Consider the following 15,975-nt stretch of genomic DNA (forward strand, 5'->3'; position numbering starts at 1 on the left):
TGAGTCCTCGTTCCAGGTCTTGCCATACAGTCTCAATCATCAATACCGTCGTACATCCACCCGCATCGGACCGGCACGAAATGCGATCTAGGGGAGGGACCGAGATCGCGAAGGTCCGGAGCGGGGCGCGGCAGGGGGGTGCCGCGTTCCGGTGGGCTCCGCTCGCTTCGGCGTCCTGGGTCGCCGGGTCGCGTGCCGCGCGACCGGTCCGACAAACCGGTGTGTATTGCCAGCTCACCCGGCCTGCACGGAGAGCTCTTCCGGCACGGCCGTAAGTGAGAACCCCCCTTTCGAACCGGACACGAAGCCGGACCGCCCGGGGGCGGGCGGTCCACCGGACGAGAGGGACCAGACTCATGAGCAGTTCCGTTGTGCCTCCGGTGATACCCGAGGGGACACCGCCGGAAGGAAGAATTCCCGCCCGCTACCGGGCCATCTCCACGCACTTGGCGATCGCGCCACGGGTCAGCGTGGTCATTCCGGCCATGAACGAGGCGGAGAATCTTCCGTACGTCTTCAAGACCCTTCCCGACTGGATCCACGAAGTCGTCCTGGTGGACGGCAATTCCACCGACAGCACCGTGGAAGTGGCCAGGGAATTGTGGCCTGAAGTCGTGGTCGTACCGCAGCGCGGAAAGGGCAAGGGGGATGCTCTGATCACGGGCTTCAAGGCCTGCTCGGGCGACATCATCGTGATGGTCGACGCGGACGGCTCCGCGGACGGCCAGGAGATCGTCTCCTACGTCTCCGCGCTCGTCTCCGGCGCCGACTTCGCCAAGGGCTCGCGGTTCGCCAACGGCGGCGGCACGGACGACATGACGCCCATCCGCAAGCTCGGCAACTGGGCACTGTGCTCGGCCGTCAACGCGAAGTTCGGGGCCCGCTACACCGACCTCTGCTACGGGTACAACGCGTTCTGGCGGCACTGCCTCGACGAGATCGAGCTCGACTGCACCGGGTTCGAGGTGGAGACCCTGATGAACATCCGGGTCGTCAAGGCGGGCCTGAGGGTCCAGGAGATACCGAGCCACGAGTACCTCCGGATACACGGGGCGAGCAATCTCCGGGCCGTGCGGGACGGGTTGCGTGTGCTCAAGGTGATTGTGCGGGAGCGGTCCAACCGGCGTGATCTTCGGCGCCGGCCGGCCACTCCGCGGCTCAACCTGGTTCGGGGTGACGGGTCTTGACGGAACGCCCACCTCAAGCCTCTGCGGCGATTGAGCAGCGGGGTCCGGGGCGGAGCCCCGAGGGCGCGCCCCGGCGTGCCGCAACACTCTCGGTGGTCATCTGCGTCTACACCGAAGACCGCTGGGGCGACATCCTCGCCGCCGTCGACTCCGTGCGCGCGCAGTCGCATGCCGCCCTGGAGACGCTGCTCGTCGTCGACCACAATCCGGTGCTGCTGGAGCGGCTCACCAACGAGTTCGACGGTGAGCCGGACATCAAGGTGCTGGCGAACGCCGGCCCGCGCGGCCTGTCCGCCGGGCGCAACACCGGGATCTCCGTCGCCCGCGGCGACATCATCGCGTTCCTCGACGACGACGCCGTCGCGGAGCGCGACTGGCTGCGCTGGTTCGCCGACGGATACGCCGACCCCCGCGTCCTCGCGGTCGGCGGGCACACCGAACCGATCTGGGCCTCGGGGCGCAGGCCCCTCTGGTTCCCGAAGGAGTTCGACTGGGTGGTGGGCTGCTCGTACAAGGGCCTGCCGCGCGGCAAGGTCGAGGTGCGCAATGTGCTCGGCGGCAACGCCTCGTTCCGGCGTGCCGCCTTCGACATCGCCGGCGGCTTCGCGACCGGCATCGGCCGGGACGGCGACAAGCGCCCGCTGGGCTGCGAGGAGACGGAGCTGTGCATCCGGATCACGCGCGCGAGACCGGACGCGGTGCTGCTGATCGACGACCGGGCCGTCATCCACCACCGGGTGCCGGCCGCCCGCGAACACTTCGCCTACTTCCGTACGCGCACCTACGCCGAGGGCCTCTCCAAGGCGCTGGTCACCCGAAGTGTCGGCGTCGACAAGGGACTTGAGACCGAGCGCGCGTACTCGACGCGAGTGCTGCCGGCCGGAGCCGCGCGCGGCGTACGGGACTTCGCGCTCGGCCGGGCCGGCGGCGCGGGCCGCGCCGGGGCGATCGTGGCCGGAGTACTGGCGGCAGCCGGCGGCTACGCACTCGGCAGCTGGCGGGCGCGCGGCGCGGGCGCGACCTTCACCGTGGCGGAGATCGACGCGCCCGCGAAGGAAGCCGGGAGAGCGGAGGCGGCGGCGTGAGCGTGCAGCAGCGGAGGCCCGACGGCGGGTCCGTACCGATCCTCATGTACCACGCCGTCTCCTCCGACCCGAACCCCGAGACCCGTCAACTGTCGGTGTCGCCCGCCCAGTTCGCCGAGCAGATGGAGCTGCTCGCCGACCACGGATGCACCCCGCTGACCACCGCCGAGCTCGCCGCGAGCTGGCGCGGCGGCGGCAGCCGGGCGCTCCCGGACCGGCCCGTCCTGATCACCTTCGACGACGGCTACGAAGGCGTCCACACGCACGCCCTGCCCCGCCTCGCCAAGCACGGCTTCGTATCCACCCTGTTCGTCTCGACGGGGTGGCTGCGCGGCGCGTACGACACCGGGGGCGGGCTCGACGCCATGCTCGACTGGCACCAGGTGCGGGCGCTCGCCGGGCAGGGCGTGGAGATCGGCGGACACAGCCACACGCATCCGCAGCTCGACCAACTCGACGACACCGACCTGGAGTTCGAGCTGCTCCGCTGCCGGGACATCATTACCGGCGAGCTGGGCCTGCCACCGGTCTCCTTCGCGTATCCGTACGGGCATTCCGACCGGCGGGTGCGGCAGGCGGTCCGCGCGGCCGGGTTCGCCCAGTCGCTCGCCGTCGGCAACGCGCTCGCCCGGCGTCCGCAGGGCCCCTACGCCCTGCGGCGGGTCACCGTGCGCCGCTCGACCGATGTCACGGAGTTCGAGCGGCTCATCGACGGCCGGGCCATCGGCCGTACCTTCGCCGGGGACCGCGCCCTCACCAAGGGCTACGCCGTGGTCCGCAGAGCCCGGCAGGCAGGCCGGAGGGCGGCCGCCCTGATGCCCGGCCCGCTCCGCCAGAAGGGCCCACGTACCCGTGTCTGACACGACGACCACCCGCGCCCATGGCACCCCGGCCACCACGACCGACGCCGGAACCCCGGCCGCCGCAGGACGCCGGCTCAGGCTGCCCGGCATAGGGCGCGGCAAGAAGGGCACAGAAGACGGCATGGGCGGGTCGGGGGGCGGGAGCCAGCTGTTCCGGAACGCCTATGCGCTGATGCTGAACACCGGCATCTCCGGCGTGCTCGGCGTCGGCTTCTGGCTGGCCGCGGCGCACTACTACACGGCGGACGCGGTCGGTCAGGGCTCGGCGGCGATCGCGGCGATGAAGTTCCTCGCGGGCCTCACCGCCGTGACGCTGACCGGGGCCCTCGCCCGCTTCATCCCGGTCGCCGGGCGCGCCACGGGCCGGTTCATCTTCCGTACGTACACGGGGAGTTCGGCGGTCGTCGCGTTCGCCGCGCTGATCTTCCTGCTCACGCTCGACGTGTGGGGGCCCTCGTACCGCTTCCTGCACGGAACGCTGCACGGGCTCGGCTTCGTCGCGGCCGTCGTCGCCTGGTCGCTGCTCACGCTGCAGGACGGGGTGCTCACCGGGCTGCGCAGCGCGCTGTGGGTGCCGGTGGGCAACACGGTGTTCTCGCTGGTGAAGCTGGGGCTGCTCGTCGCGTTCGCGGGTGCGCTCGCGACGACCGGGGTGTTCGTCTCGTGGGTCGTCGCGATCGCGTTCTCGGTGATCCCGCTCGGCCTACTCGTGTTCCGGAAGCTCGTGCCGCGGCACATCGCGGCCACGGACGGCAAGGCGGAGCCGCCCTCGTTGCGCGAGATGGGCCGGTTCCTCGCGGGCGACTACACGGGCTCGCTGTTCTCGCTCGCCGTCGTCTACCTGGTGCCGGTGATCATCGCCTCGCAGGTCAGCTCGGCGGACAACGCGTACTTCTACATCGCGACCACGATCGGCGGCACGGTCAATCTGCTGGCCATCAACATGGGCGCCTCGCTGACGGTGGAGGGCTCCCACGACCCGGCGCAGCTCGCCGCCAACACCCGGGCCGCGCTGCGCCGCATGGCCCGCATCATGCTCCCGATCTGCGCTCTGCTCTTCCTCCTCGCCCCGTACGTGCTTCATGTGTTCGGCGCCGACTACTCGGACGCGGCGACGCCGCTGCTGCGCTGGTTCGCGGTCGGGGCGGCGCTGCGGGTCGTCATGGAGACGTACTTCGCGGTGCTGCGCGCGCAGAGCCGCACCTCCGGACTCGCCTGGTTGCAGGGCCTGTTGTGCCTGCTCGTGCTCGGCCTGACGCTGCTGCTCCTGCCCCGGATGGGGCTCACCGGCGCGGGCGTGGCCGAGATCTCCTCGCTCACCGTGATCGTGGCGATCGCGGCGCCGAAGCTGTGGCGCGTGGTGCGCACCGCGCCCGCCGAACGGACGCCCGAGGACGCGCCGCCCGACGGCGACCTGGCCGATCTGGGCACGCCGAAGGCGCGGACCGCCACGGAGGAGAGCCCCAAGTGGGCGCTGCGCGACGCGATGGACTCGGACACGCTGCAGCTCGCGGTGCAGCTGAACCTGGACCACCAGGAGCGCCGCCCGGACGTCCGCCCGGGGCCCGTGACACCGCCGGGCGGTACGCATCGGCCCACCTGGGCCGACAAGCCTCCGTCCGCGTCCGCCTCGCAGGCGTCGAGCGGCATCCACGGTGAGGAGGACGGCTCGGGGGCGCCCGGTGCGCGGGAGGCCATGGGCCTGTCGACGGACGCGGGGCTTTCGGGGGACGCGGGCCGGAACACGGCGATCGCGGACACGGACGGCCCGGCCCTCGACCTCGACCCGCAGCCGGACTCCGTCGACCTGGCCTTCGAACCCGAGGTCGACCCCGCCCCGGCCCCGGAGCCCGCCGCCGCGCCCGTGTCCCCCGCCGCACCGGCGGGGCCGGCCCGCCTCACCCCCACCGTCGTCGTCCTCGCGCTGCTGCTCGTGGCGGCCGTCGGCCTCTACTGGGGGCCCGTACTCGGGATGGGCGACGCCGATCTGGACCGGATGGGCGGGCTCGGCCTGATCTCCGTCCTGTCCCCCGTAACGCTGCTCGGCGCGGCCCTGCTCATCGGCGTCTTCGCCTCACTCCTGTGGCTCGAACGCCCGCACAAACGCCTGCTGATGCTCACGCTGCTCGCCACCGTCGTGTCGCTGCACGCGCTGCCCGCCGTCATCGAGGCGGAGCCGCGGTTCGCGACGGCCTGGCAGCACCTGGGCTTCATGGACTACATCGACCGCACCGGCTCGGCGGTCCCCGACCTGGACGCCCGCTGGAGCTGGCCCGGCTTCTTCGCCGCGGCCGCGTTCCTCGCGAAGGCCTGCGGCGTCAACGACCTCACCGAGCTGATCCGCTGGTGGCCCACGGCCATCCAACTGCTCTACCTGGCACCGATGTTCCTGCTGCTGCGCTCGGTACGGGCGAGCTGGCGTGCCAAATGGTCCAGCGTCTGGATCTTCGTCCTGAGCGGCTGGGTGGGCCAGGACTACTTCTCGCCGCAGGGCTTCACCTACCTCCTCTATCTGGTCTTCGTGGCGATCCTGCTGGTCTACTTCCGGGCACCCCGCATGCTGTGGGGGAACCGGCGCCCCGGCGAGGCCGAGGTCGCGCCGACCGACAGACGGCAGCGCGCGGTGCTGCTCGTCGTCCTGATCGCCCTGTTCGCGGCGACGGTCCCGGCGCACCAGCTGACCCCGTTCGTGATGCTGGGCGTCCTCGCGGTCCTGGTCCTCGTCGGCAGGTCCGAACTGCGCGGGCTGCCCCTCCTCTTCGGCGTCATCGTCGTCGTCTGGCTCGGCTTCCTCGCCGAGCCGTACTGGTCGGGGCACTTCAACGACCTGTTCGGCGGGATCGGCGGCGTCGGCGGCAACGTCACGTCCTCGGTCTCCGGCCGTATCCAGGAAGGCAGTTCGTCCCACAAACTCGTCCTCTACACGCGCGTGCTGCTCGCCGGCGCCGTGCTGGCGTTCGCCTGCTACGGCTGGTGGCGGCGCCGCGACTGGAAGTACCGCGAGCGCTCGCTGATCGTGCTGGCCTTCGTCCCGTTCCTGGGCTTCGGCATGCAGTCCTACGGCGGCGAGATGGCGCTGCGGGTCTTTATGTTCGCCCTGCCCGGCGTCGCACTCCTCTGCGGGCTCGCGCTCTTCCCGCGCACGGGCGCCACGGCGAAGGAGCGCGACAAGGACCGCATCAGCCTCGCCCCGCTGGCCGCGCTCATGGCGGGCCTGATCCTCATGGGCGGCTTCCTGGTGGCACGCTGGGGCAACGAGCCGTTCGAGCGGATCCGGCCGGGCGAGGTCGCCGCGATGGACTACGTCTACGCCCACGACGACCCGACCGTGCGGCTGCTGTGGATGAGCAACGACACGGTCGACAACGTGACGCCCGCGCTGCCGTGGGGCGCCCGTGACATGGAGAAGGTCAACTACGTCCCGACGCTCGCGCCCGTCGACCCGGTCCTGGTCGGCGGCCTCGTCAAGGCGCTCAAGGACGCGGGGCCCAACTCGTACCTGATGCTCAACAAGAGCCAGGTCGTGTATCTCCAGATGGACGTCGGCTACTCCAAGGCCTGGCCCACGCGCCTCGTCGAGAACCTGGACCGGCGCGAGGAACTGAAGAAGGTCTACGTCAACGCGGACGTGACCATGTACCAGCTGCGCAAGGAGCCGACGGGCAAGGTCGCGAAGGCCGAACCCGGGCCGATCGGACCGCAGATCACCTGGACACCGTGGTCGCTGGTGGGCGCACTCGCGGCGGCCGCCCTGATCGTGCTGCTCACGGCACGCGAGGTGGTCCGCGTCGCACTCCGCCCGAGCGTGCGCCAACTCCGCTGGCTGCAGAGCACGTTCTGGTTCTCACTGCCGCTGCTGGCGGTGGTGCTCGCGTCACTGATCCAGCGGTTCATCACGATGGGGCTGAACTGAGTCCTGGGCCAAGGGGGGGCTGCGGTACTACAGGTACAACCCCGCCTCCGAACCGCCCCGTTGGTCCGGGACCGACGTGGGGGAGATGCCGCGCTTCAGGGCGTACAGCTCCGCCAGCGTCGCGCCCTCGCGGCCCACCCCCTCCTCCGACCCCAGCCACTCGACCGCCTCGCGGCGGGTCAGCGGGGAGACCTCGATGCGGGCCAGGCAGCGGCCGGGGCGGACCACCGCGGGGTGGAGCCGCTCCAGGTCCTCGTTCGTGGTGACGCCGACCAGCACGTTGCGGCCCTGGCCGAGCAGCCCGTCCGTCAGGTTCAGCAGCCGCGACAACGCCTGGCCCGCCGTGTGCTTCGCCTCGCCGCGGATCAGCTCGTCGCAGTCCTCCAGGAGGAGCAGGCGCCAGCGCCCGTTCGCCGAGCCGTCGTCCTCGCCGATCGCGATGTCCATCAGGTACCCGACGTCGGAGAAGAGCCGCTCCGGGTCCAGGACGCAGTCCACCTGGCACCAGTCGCGCCACGAGCGGGCCAGGGTTCGCAGCGCCGACGTCTTCCCCGTGCCCGGCGGCCCGTGCAGCAACAGCAGCCGGCCCGCGATGTCCTCGGGGCGCGTCTTCATCAGCCCGTCCATCGCCTCGGCGACCGGCGCCGTGTAGTTGGCCCGCACCTCCTCCCACGTGCCGGCCGAGATCTGGCGTGTCGTGCGGTGCGGGCCGCGGCGCGGTGACACGTACCAGAAGCCCATCGTCACGTTCTCCGGCTGCGGCTCCGGCTCGTCGGCCGCGCCGTCCGTGGCCTGCTTCAGGACCTTCTCCGCCAGCTCCGCCGTCGTCGCCGTCACGGTGACGTCCGCGCCCCTGCTCCACCGGGAGATGAGCAGCGTCCACCCGTCGCCCTCGGCGAGCGTCGCGCTGCGGTCGTCGTCGCGCGCGGAGCGCAGCACCCGGGCGTTCGGCGGCAGCAGCGTCGCCGCGGAGCGCACCCGGTCGATGTTCATCGCGTGCGAGTACGGCTGCTCGCCCGTGGCGAAGCGGCCGAGGAACAGCGCGTCGACGACGTCGGAGGGCGAGTCGCTGTCGTCGACGCCCAGCCGAACCTGCAGCGCGTCGAATGGGTTCGCAGACATGCCGCCATGATCCGGCACGAACGGGCCTCCCGCAGGCAATTTCCGCAGCGTGCCCCATCCTCGTACCGGACGACACCTGCACCCCGGCTGTCGAACCTCGTTACGAGTCCGTGGCAACGGAGCTGGTCCTTCCGCCAACTCTCCTCGTTACTCTTGTCCTTGATGGGACGTCATGGGTGGGAATCGGGGGCGCGGCGATGGCGGCTCGTCGCCCTGCTCGGCGTGGGTATGACCGTACTGGCCCTGGTGCTGACCGTGATCAGCACGCTTCCGGACGGCGGCCGCGACACGGCGGGCACCACGACCGACGGCGACAGGGTGCACGGCACGCCCGGCGAGCCGCCGAAGGAGCTCGGGCCGCAGGCCGGTTGGGGATTCACGCACAACCAGTTCTCCGCCGACGAGGGCGCGTCCGCCGCGACCGAGCGGGCGGAGAAGCTGCTCGGTGAGCGCCCGATGCCGCAGAACCAGGCGATCATGGGCTGGGGGGCGGACAACCCCGAACCGGTGAAGGGGCGTTACGACTTCGGGGCGCTGGATCGCCGCGTCGACTTCATCCGCAAGTCCGGCGGCACACCCGTGGTCACGCTGTGCTGCGCGCCCGACTGGATGAAGGGCGGCAGACCGGGCGTCGGCAACACGGACTGGAGCAAGGCCAGCCTGGAGACCGCGCCGTCCCCCGAGCACTACAAGGACTACGCGAAGCTCGCGGCGACCGTCGCCAAGCGGTACCCGTACGTCCGGCACTTCATCGTCTGGAACGAGTTCAAGGGGTTCTGGAACGACGGCAAGGGCCGCTGGGACTACGAGGGGTACACGAAGCTCTACAACCTCGTGTACAAGGCGCTGAAGGACGTCCGCGAGGACGTCATGGTCGGCGGCCCCTATCTCGTCATGGACAGCCTGAATCCCGGGCAGGCCGACGGCGCCTCCGACGCCGTCAAGGGCGCCTGGGGGCGGCTGGACCAGCGGATCGTCGACGCCTTCGACTACTGGAACAGGAACAAGGCGGGCGCCGACTTCGTGGTCGTCGACGGGTCCAGCTACACGAACGACGACGAGCTGCTGCCGGACGAGTTCGCCGCCACCGACAAGTTCACCGCCGTCGGCAAGTGGATCGAGCGGCAGACCGACGGGCTGCCGCTGTGGTGGGCCGAGTACTACGTGGAGCCCGCCGACAGCAGGGACGAGCGGCAGGGCTGGAGCGAGCCGCACCGCGTCGCCGTGCAGGCGTCCGGGATGATCGCGATGGTCAGGGGCGGGGCGACGTCCGGGTTCTACTGGAACCCCGAGGACGAAAAGGGCGCGAGCTGCGCCGGCTGCCTGTGGCGGCCCACCGACCGCGCCTCCGGCGGGGGCGCGCTGCCGATGTACGGCCTGGTGTCCCGGTTCAACGAGGAGTTCGGGCCCGGCACGAAGTACGAGAAGGTTTCGGTGGCGCGGGACGACGTGCCGAACGTGCGGGTGCTCGCCGACGACAAGACGGTGCTCGTCGTGAACATTTTGAAGAGGCCGATCAGCGCGAAGGTCGATGGGCGGCGGTTCGAGATGCGCGGGTACGAGGTGAAGTGGCTGCGGCGGTAGCACCCCGCTGCGGCCGACCGCTCCCGCGCCACGGGGCTCCGCCCCGGACCCCGCTGCTCAATCGCCGCAGGGGCTCTATTGTGCGTACGCCGCGCGCAACGCGTCCCGGGCCGCACGGAGCGCCGCGTCCTCCGACAGGCCGAGCCGGCGCACCCGCTCCGCGTACGCCTGCGCCGCCGACGACGCCTCCCGCTCCGCCGCATCCCCCGCCGCAGCGATGAACGTCCCGTTGCGCCCCCGCGTCTCGATCACCCCGTCCGTCTCCAAAGCCCGGTACGCCTTCGCCACCGTGTTCGCGGCGAGCCCCAGCTCCTCGGCGAGCCCCCGCACCGTGGGCAGCTTGTACCCGACGGGCAGCACCCCCGACCGGGCGAGCTCGGAGATCTGCGCCCGCACCTGCTCGAACGGCGCCGCGCTGTCGTCAATGCGGATATCGATCTTCATCGTCACGCGGTCGATTCTCCCGCAGCACCGAAAAATAGGAGGCACCCGGTAGCGCGCGGCGCGTAGCGTGCGCCCCCATGACCGTGATCGTGCGCACACTGCGCCCGGACGACCCGGCCGACACCGAGGCATTCGCCCGTATCCGCCGCACCTGCCTCCCCGCCATGCTCGCGACACCGTCCTCCGTCGCGTACGACGCCGCGCACGCCCACCCCGACGCCCACTACCGCCAGCTGATCGCGCAGACCGGCGACGGCGAGGCGATCGGCACGGCGCAGGTGGGCCTCGCACACGACAGCCCGGAGCCGGGCCAGGGCTACGCGAACGTATACGTACACCCGGAGCACACGGGCCACGGCGCCGGCACCCTCCTCCTGCGCACGGCCGAGGAACACCTCGCCCTGCACGGCGCGACGGAGGCGCACTGCTGGGCTCTGGACACCCCGCGCAATCTGGCCTGGGCGGCGGCCCGCGGCTACCGCGCGAGCCGCAGCGCCCACTTCCTCCGCCTCGACCTCACGGCCGGCGGCCTCCCGCCCCACGTGGAGTTGCGCACCGCCTCCGACTACGCGGCGGACCCCCGCCCCCTCTTCGACCTGGACGCGGAGGCCACCACCGACGAACCGGGCGACATCCAGGCCGAACTCACGGACTACGAGCAGTGGTTGCGCGACACCTGGCGCCATCCCCTCCTCAACCACGAGCTGACGACGGTGGCCGTCGTGGACGGCACCCCGGCGGCCTTCACCGCAGCCCTCACCGACGGCGAGGGGCGCTACGTGTCGGGCATGACCGGCACGGCCCGCGCCTTCCGCGGCCGCGGCCTCGCCAAGCTCGCCAAGAACGACTCCCTGCACCGGGCCCGCGCCGCCGGCATCACGGTGGCGTACACGGGCAACGACACCGGCAACGAGCCGATGCTCGCGATCAACAAGTGGTTCGGCTACGTACTCGACGCGACGGAGATCCGCCATGTCCGCACCCTCCCCCGCTGACACCACTGACACCACCCTCCACGTCCACCTGATCAAAGCAGGCCGCACAAAGATCAGTTACCCGGTGGACCTCCTCCACGACGACGGCACCCGCGTCACGGTCCGCGGCCCCTGGGCGGGCGACGGCGTACGCGACTTCGGCTTCGTCCAGTTCGCCCCCGGCGACGTCTTCACGGAGCACTACTGGTGCGACCGCTGGTACTCGGTGAAGGAAGTCCGCGCGGGCGACGGCACGCTGAAGGGCTGGTACTGCGACATCGCCCGCCCCGCCGTACGCACCGCCGACGGCGACATCCGCTGCGAGGACCTCGACCTCGACCTGTGGGTGTCGGCGGACGGCGGCCAGGTGATCCGCCTGGACGAGGACGAGTTCGCCGACAGCGGCCTCACCGACCGGGACCCGGAGGCCGCACGGAACGCGGTCCAGGCCCTCGACAACCTCGAACGCCTCGCCAAGCAGCGCGAATTCACCGCCCTCCTCGCCCACCGGCCGCTCACGTAACAGCGACCACCGCGTACCGCTCGTCCGAGACCTCCCGCCCCCACAGCCGCGCGTCCCCCGACAGCGACTCCCGCCGGACGTCCGCGACGAGCGGCGCCAGCGCGTCCACCAACCGCGCCGCAGGTATCCCGACCGGACTCACCTCGCCCCACACCCCCTCCACCAGCACGAGCCGCCCACCGGGCCGCAGCAACGACACCCACCGCCCCAGCACGGCCGCGACATCGGGCAGCATCCACAGCACGTGCCGCGCCAGCACCACGTCGTACGCCCCCTGCCGCACCGGCGGCTCCGCCGCGTCCCCGAGCAGAAACTCCGCGTCACGCCCCGCGAGCTTGCGCCGGGCGAGCTCCAGCATTCCCGGCGCGTTGTCCACCCCGGTCACCCGATGCCCCCGCTCGGACGCGAGGAGTGACAGACTGCCCGTCCCGCAGCCGATGTCGGCCACGTCACACCCCCGCTCCGGCAGCCACCCGCCAAGCCGCTCGCCCCAGGCGGCCCGCACCTCCGGATCCCGCAGCCCATGGTCGGGTTCCTCGTCGAATTCCCCCGCCATCGAGTCCCAGTCGATCACGCCGTCGACCGTTCCCCCATATGTCGTCATGGCCCCACCGTGACATCCGCCACTGACAATTGCGCATTGAAGGGCCACGCTCCGGGAACAGGTCTACAACGACGCGACGCTGGAACGCGTGTAGGCACAGGAGGCATCATGCGCCGAGTGACCATGCACAAACCGGTCGGGCCAAGCAGCAGCGCACGGCGACTGCAGGACGAGACAGCCGAACGCAAGCATGAACGGCCCGAAGTACGCGCGGACGTACGCAAGACGTGGTGGCCGGACGAGTAGAGCCATGGATCAGATGACGTCCAGACGTTGGCCCCACCCACACGGGTGATGCTGATCGATTGGGCACGCGGGATGGGCACATAGTGGCTAGGTTCTCGGCGTGTCTCGTTTCCGGATGTACCCGACGTGCGAGCAGGCCGACGTCATGCTCGGCCACTGCGCGCATGCCCGTTACGTCTGGAACCTCGCGGTCGAGCAGCGCGCGCACTGGCAGCCGGGGCGCAAGTCCGCACCTGGTTTCGCCGAGCAGTGCCGTCAATTGACAGAAGCCCGACGAGAGAACGCCTGGCTGGCCACAGGGAACGCGGATGTGCAACAGCAAGCTCTGAAGGACTTCTCCAGAGCGATCACGGCAAGGGTCCGTTCCGGGGCCGGCGAGCCGACCTGGCGCAAGAAGTACGTGCACGAAGGTTTCAGAGTGATCGGCACTGGCCGGGTGCCGGAGATGCAAGCAGATGGTTCACCGAAGCTGAACGCCAAGGGCAAGCAGGTGATGGGGCGTTCCGTGGCGGTGCAGAAACTCAACCGCCGGTGGGCGCAGGTCAAGGTGCCGGGTTGCGGCTGGGTGAAGTTCCGCCTCACCCGGCCTGAGCTGCCCCAGTCGAAGACATTCCGGATCACGTTCAAGAACGATCAGTGGCACGTCGCGTTCGCGATCGTGCCCGATCCGATCGACCGGCCAGGCACCGGTGCAGTGATCGGCGTCGACCGGGGCGTAACGATCACAGCGGCGCTCTCGGACGGCCGGAGGCTTAACTGCCCACAGCTGTCCGTCAAGGAAAACGCCCAGATCCGCAAAGGGCAGCGCCGGGCGGCACGGGCGCCGAAAGGGAGCAAGCAAAAGGGGACCGAATGCGCGAAGGTCTCCGTGCTCAGGGCGCGGCAGGTGAACAGACGCAAGGACTGGTGTGAGAAGACCAGCACCATGCTCGCCCGAACCTACGACGTGGTGCGGTTCGAGAAGTTGGACATCAAGAGCATGACCCGCTCGGCGAAGGGCACTTCTTCCGAGCCAGGGACAAGGGTTCGACAGAAGGCCGGGTTGAACCGGAGCATCCTCGCCCAGGCCTGGGGGCTCCTCCACCAACGGACCCAGGAGAAGGCTCGGGGCCGGGTAGAAGACGTCCCCGCCCCGTACACGTCATTGCAGTGCAGTGCCTGCGGCTGGATCGAGAAGAACTCGCGCAAGAACCAAGCCGAGTTCGTCTGTGTCTCCTGCGGGTTTGCCTGCAACGCAGATGAGAACGCAGCCATCAACGTCGCGGCAGGACAGGGCGGGATCTCCCGTCCCCGGTGCTCAGCCGGTGCCGGAGGGGTGACAGCGGCCACCGGTCGTTCGAGCGCCCGTGAACCTCGACCCAGCAGAGTTGAAATCCCCCTCGCTTAGAGGGGGAGGATGTCAAGTTGGGGCCCGTGTAGGCACCGAACGAGTAGTGAAGCCAGTCAGATCAGACCCTGCGCCACCCGCTTGCGGTAGTGGACGCGGTCGTACGGGCCGTCCGTGCGGCGCTCCACGACCTCGTATCCGTAGCGCGGGTACAGCTCTTGGTTCTCCCACATGAGGGCGTTCGTGTAGAGGCGCACCTCGGGGAGGCCCAGTACGCGCGCGTGCTCGTCCACGAAGGCGAGCAGGCGGCGGCCCACCCCCTGCCCGTGGGCGTCGGGGTGGACCGCGATGCTGTCGAGGAAGAGGTGGTCGGGACGGGCCTCGACCACGACCAGGCCGGTGACGTCCGGGGCGCCCGTGACGTGCACCAGGCCCGCCGCCACGTTCGCCGCGTGGTCGGCCTCCATGGGTACCGGTACGACGCCGATGCGGGCGATGTAGTGGTGGTACGCCGCGTCGGTGACCGCCTTGACGGCGGGCACGTCCGCGGCCGTCGCCCGGCGGATCTCGGATTCCCGGCTCTTGTTGGTCATGCCGTCCTGTCTACGTCACTCCCCCTCCCGCGCACCACCAGCTTCTTCAGCAGCGGCCACGCCACGATGAGCAGGACGACCGCGTAGACCGTCACGGAGAACGGGGTGTTGACCAGGCCGCTGACGCTGCCGTCGCTGATCTGGAGGGCGCGGCGCAGCTGTTGTTCGGCGTTCGGGCCGAGGATGACGCCGATGACGGCGGGCAGCACGGGCAGTCCGTAGCGGCGCATGCCGAAGCCGATGAGGCCGATGACCAGCAGAATGACGAGGTCGATGGACTCGCCACCGACCGCGTACGCGCCGACCGCGGCGAAGAAGAGGATGCCGGCGTAGAGGTACGGGCGGGGGATGCGCAGGAGCTTCGCCCAGACGGGGGCCAGGGGGAGGTTCAGGGCGAGGAGCAGCACCATGCCGACGAACAACGAGGCGATGAGGCCCCAGACCAGTTCCGGTTCGCGTTCGAAGAGGAGCGGGCCCGGCTGGATTCCGTACTGCTGGAAGGCCGCGAGCATGACCGCGGCGACCGCGGTCGTCGGGAGGCCGAGGGTGAGCATCGAGACCAGCGTGCCGGCGGCCGATGCGGAGGCCGCCGATTCCGGTCCCGCGACGCCCTCGATGGCGCCCTTGCCCCACTCGTCCTTGTGCTTGGACAGGCGCTTCTCGGCGACGTAGGAGAGGAACGTGGGGATCTCGGCGCCGCCCGCGGGGATCGCGCCGAACGGGAAGCCGATGAGGGGGCCGCGCAGCCAGGACTTCCAGGTGCGCTTCACGTCCGGACCGCCGAGCCAGGGGCGGCCGACCGGGATCGCCTCGCCGCTCGTGCGGCGCAGATGGGCGGCCACCCACAGAGCCTCGCCGATGGCGAAGAGGCCGACCGCGACGATGACGACGTCGATGCCGTCGGCGAGCTGCAACGAGCCGAAGGTGAGCCGCTGTTGGCCCGTCATCTGGTCCAACCCCACCAGGCCGATGGTGAGTCCGATGAGCAAGGACGCCAGGCCGCGGACGCGGGAGGAGCCCAGCACCGAGGTCACCGCGATGAACGCGAGGACCATGATGGCGAAGTAGTCGGGCGCGCCGATGTCGACGGCGAGCGAGGCGACCTTCGGGGCGAGGGCGACCAGCAGGATCGTGCCGATCATGCCGCCCGCGAAGTGTCCGATGGCGGCGGCCGCGAGGGCCTGCGCGCCGCGTCCGGACTTCGCCATGGGGTTGCCCTCCATGGCTGCGACCACGGCGGCGCTCTCGCCGGGCGTGTTCAACAGAATGGAGGTCGTCGAGCCGCCGAACATGGCGCCGTAGTAGATGCCCGCGAACATGATGAACGCGCCGGTGGGTTCGAGTCCGTACGTCACCGGGAGGAGCAGGGCGACGGCCATGGCGGGGCCGATGCCGGGCAGCACGCCGATGGCCGTGCCGAGCAGCACGCCGATCGCCGCCCAGAGGAGGTTGATGGGTGTGAGGGCTGTGCCGAAGCCGTCGAGGAGGGAGTTGAAGGCGTCCATCGCTT

General features: G+C 70.5%; 13 protein-coding genes. 8 read left to right on the forward strand and 5 right to left on the reverse strand.

What is annotated here, in order from left to right; genetic code table 11:
• Positions 1 to 356 precede the first annotated feature (356 nt).
• The 4 genes from ACIRHA_RS22910 to ACIRHA_RS22925 all read left to right on the forward strand — a co-directional run bounded on the left by ACIRHA_RS22910 (position 357) and on the right by ACIRHA_RS22925 (position 7,048).
• Positions 357 to 1,187: a glycosyltransferase family 2 protein gene (locus ACIRHA_RS22910; protein ID WP_403848679.1), complete on the forward strand. Its 831-nt coding sequence runs from the start codon at positions 357 to 359 to the stop codon at positions 1,185 to 1,187.
• Positions 1,188 to 1,279: 92 nt separating this feature from the next.
• Positions 1,280 to 2,272 (forward strand): glycosyltransferase family 2 protein, encoded by a 993-nt coding sequence (locus ACIRHA_RS22915; RefSeq protein WP_403848682.1) that lies wholly within the window; start codon positions 1,280 to 1,282, stop codon positions 2,270 to 2,272.
• 44 nt (positions 2,273 to 2,316) lie between these two features.
• Complete coding sequence (locus tag ACIRHA_RS22920; RefSeq protein ID WP_403848931.1) at positions 2,317 to 3,132, forward strand: polysaccharide deacetylase family protein; 816 nt, start codon at positions 2,317 to 2,319, stop codon at positions 3,130 to 3,132.
• Positions 3,125 to 7,048, forward strand: a complete 3,924-nt coding sequence (locus ACIRHA_RS22925; RefSeq protein WP_403848685.1) for a lipopolysaccharide biosynthesis protein — start codon at positions 3,125 to 3,127, stop codon at positions 7,046 to 7,048. Before ACIRHA_RS22920 ends, ACIRHA_RS22925 begins: the two co-directional genes overlap by 8 nt.
• A 27-nt stretch (positions 7,049 to 7,075) precedes the next feature.
• On the opposite strand, the gene ACIRHA_RS22930 is transcribed toward ACIRHA_RS22925, so the two are convergent.
• Complete coding sequence (locus tag ACIRHA_RS22930; protein ID WP_403848688.1) at positions 7,076 to 8,170, reverse strand: DUF5925 domain-containing protein; 1,095 nt, start codon at positions 8,168 to 8,170, stop codon at positions 7,076 to 7,078.
• A 162-nt stretch (positions 8,171 to 8,332) separates the two neighbouring features.
• Here ACIRHA_RS22930 and ACIRHA_RS22935 point away from each other — a divergent pair, with 162 nt between their 5' ends.
• Positions 8,333 to 9,754 carry a xylan 1,4-beta-xylosidase gene (locus tag ACIRHA_RS22935; RefSeq protein ID WP_403848690.1) on the forward strand — a complete coding sequence of 474 codons (1,422 nt, stop codon included), beginning with the start codon at positions 8,333 to 8,335 and terminating at the stop codon, positions 9,752 to 9,754.
• Positions 9,755 to 9,829: 75 nt separating this feature from the next.
• On the opposite strand, the gene ACIRHA_RS22940 is transcribed toward ACIRHA_RS22935, so the two are convergent.
• Positions 9,830 to 10,198 (reverse strand): GntR family transcriptional regulator, encoded by a 369-nt coding sequence (locus ACIRHA_RS22940; RefSeq protein ID WP_403848934.1) that lies wholly within the window; start codon positions 10,196 to 10,198, stop codon positions 9,830 to 9,832.
• Between the two features lie 77 nt (positions 10,199 to 10,275).
• Between ACIRHA_RS22940 and ACIRHA_RS22945 the strand changes: the two genes are divergently transcribed.
• Positions 10,276 to 11,193 carry a GNAT family N-acetyltransferase gene (locus ACIRHA_RS22945; RefSeq protein WP_403848693.1) on the forward strand — a complete coding sequence of 306 codons (918 nt, stop codon included), beginning with the start codon at positions 10,276 to 10,278 and terminating at the stop codon, positions 11,191 to 11,193.
• The gene (locus tag ACIRHA_RS22950) at positions 11,171 to 11,695 is read left to right on the forward strand and encodes a DUF402 domain-containing protein (RefSeq protein ID WP_403848695.1); all 525 of its coding nucleotides are present in this window, start codon (positions 11,171 to 11,173) and stop codon (positions 11,693 to 11,695) included. The genes ACIRHA_RS22945 and ACIRHA_RS22950 overlap by 23 nt, the downstream gene beginning before the upstream one ends.
• On the opposite strand, the gene ACIRHA_RS22955 is transcribed toward ACIRHA_RS22950, so the two are convergent.
• Complete coding sequence (locus tag ACIRHA_RS22955; protein WP_403848698.1) at positions 11,688 to 12,299, reverse strand: class I SAM-dependent methyltransferase; 612 nt, start codon at positions 12,297 to 12,299, stop codon at positions 11,688 to 11,690. The two genes, ACIRHA_RS22950 and ACIRHA_RS22955, sit on opposite strands and share 8 nt — an antisense overlap.
• Before the next feature lie 346 nt (positions 12,300 to 12,645).
• On the opposite strand from ACIRHA_RS22955, the gene ACIRHA_RS22960 reads away from it, so the two are divergent.
• Positions 12,646 to 13,932 (forward strand): RNA-guided endonuclease InsQ/TnpB family protein, encoded by a 1,287-nt coding sequence (locus tag ACIRHA_RS22960; protein WP_403848701.1) that lies wholly within the window; start codon positions 12,646 to 12,648, stop codon positions 13,930 to 13,932.
• 56 nt (positions 13,933 to 13,988) lie between these two features.
• On the opposite strand, the gene ACIRHA_RS22965 is transcribed toward ACIRHA_RS22960, so the two are convergent.
• On the reverse strand, positions 13,989 to 14,465 hold the full coding sequence (locus ACIRHA_RS22965; protein WP_403848704.1) for a GNAT family N-acetyltransferase: 477 nt from the start codon (positions 14,463 to 14,465) through the stop codon (positions 13,989 to 13,991).
• Positions 14,462 to 15,970, reverse strand: coding sequence for a tripartite tricarboxylate transporter permease (locus ACIRHA_RS22970; protein ID WP_403848706.1), 1,509 nt, complete (start codon positions 15,968 to 15,970; stop codon positions 14,462 to 14,464). The genes ACIRHA_RS22965 and ACIRHA_RS22970 overlap by 4 nt, the downstream gene beginning before the upstream one ends.
• Between the last annotated feature and the right edge of the window lie 5 nt (positions 15,971 to 15,975).

It is taken from the genome of Streptomyces sp. NPDC102360, assembly GCF_044766085.1.
Lineage (GTDB): Bacteria > Actinomycetota > Actinomycetes > Streptomycetales > Streptomycetaceae > Streptomyces.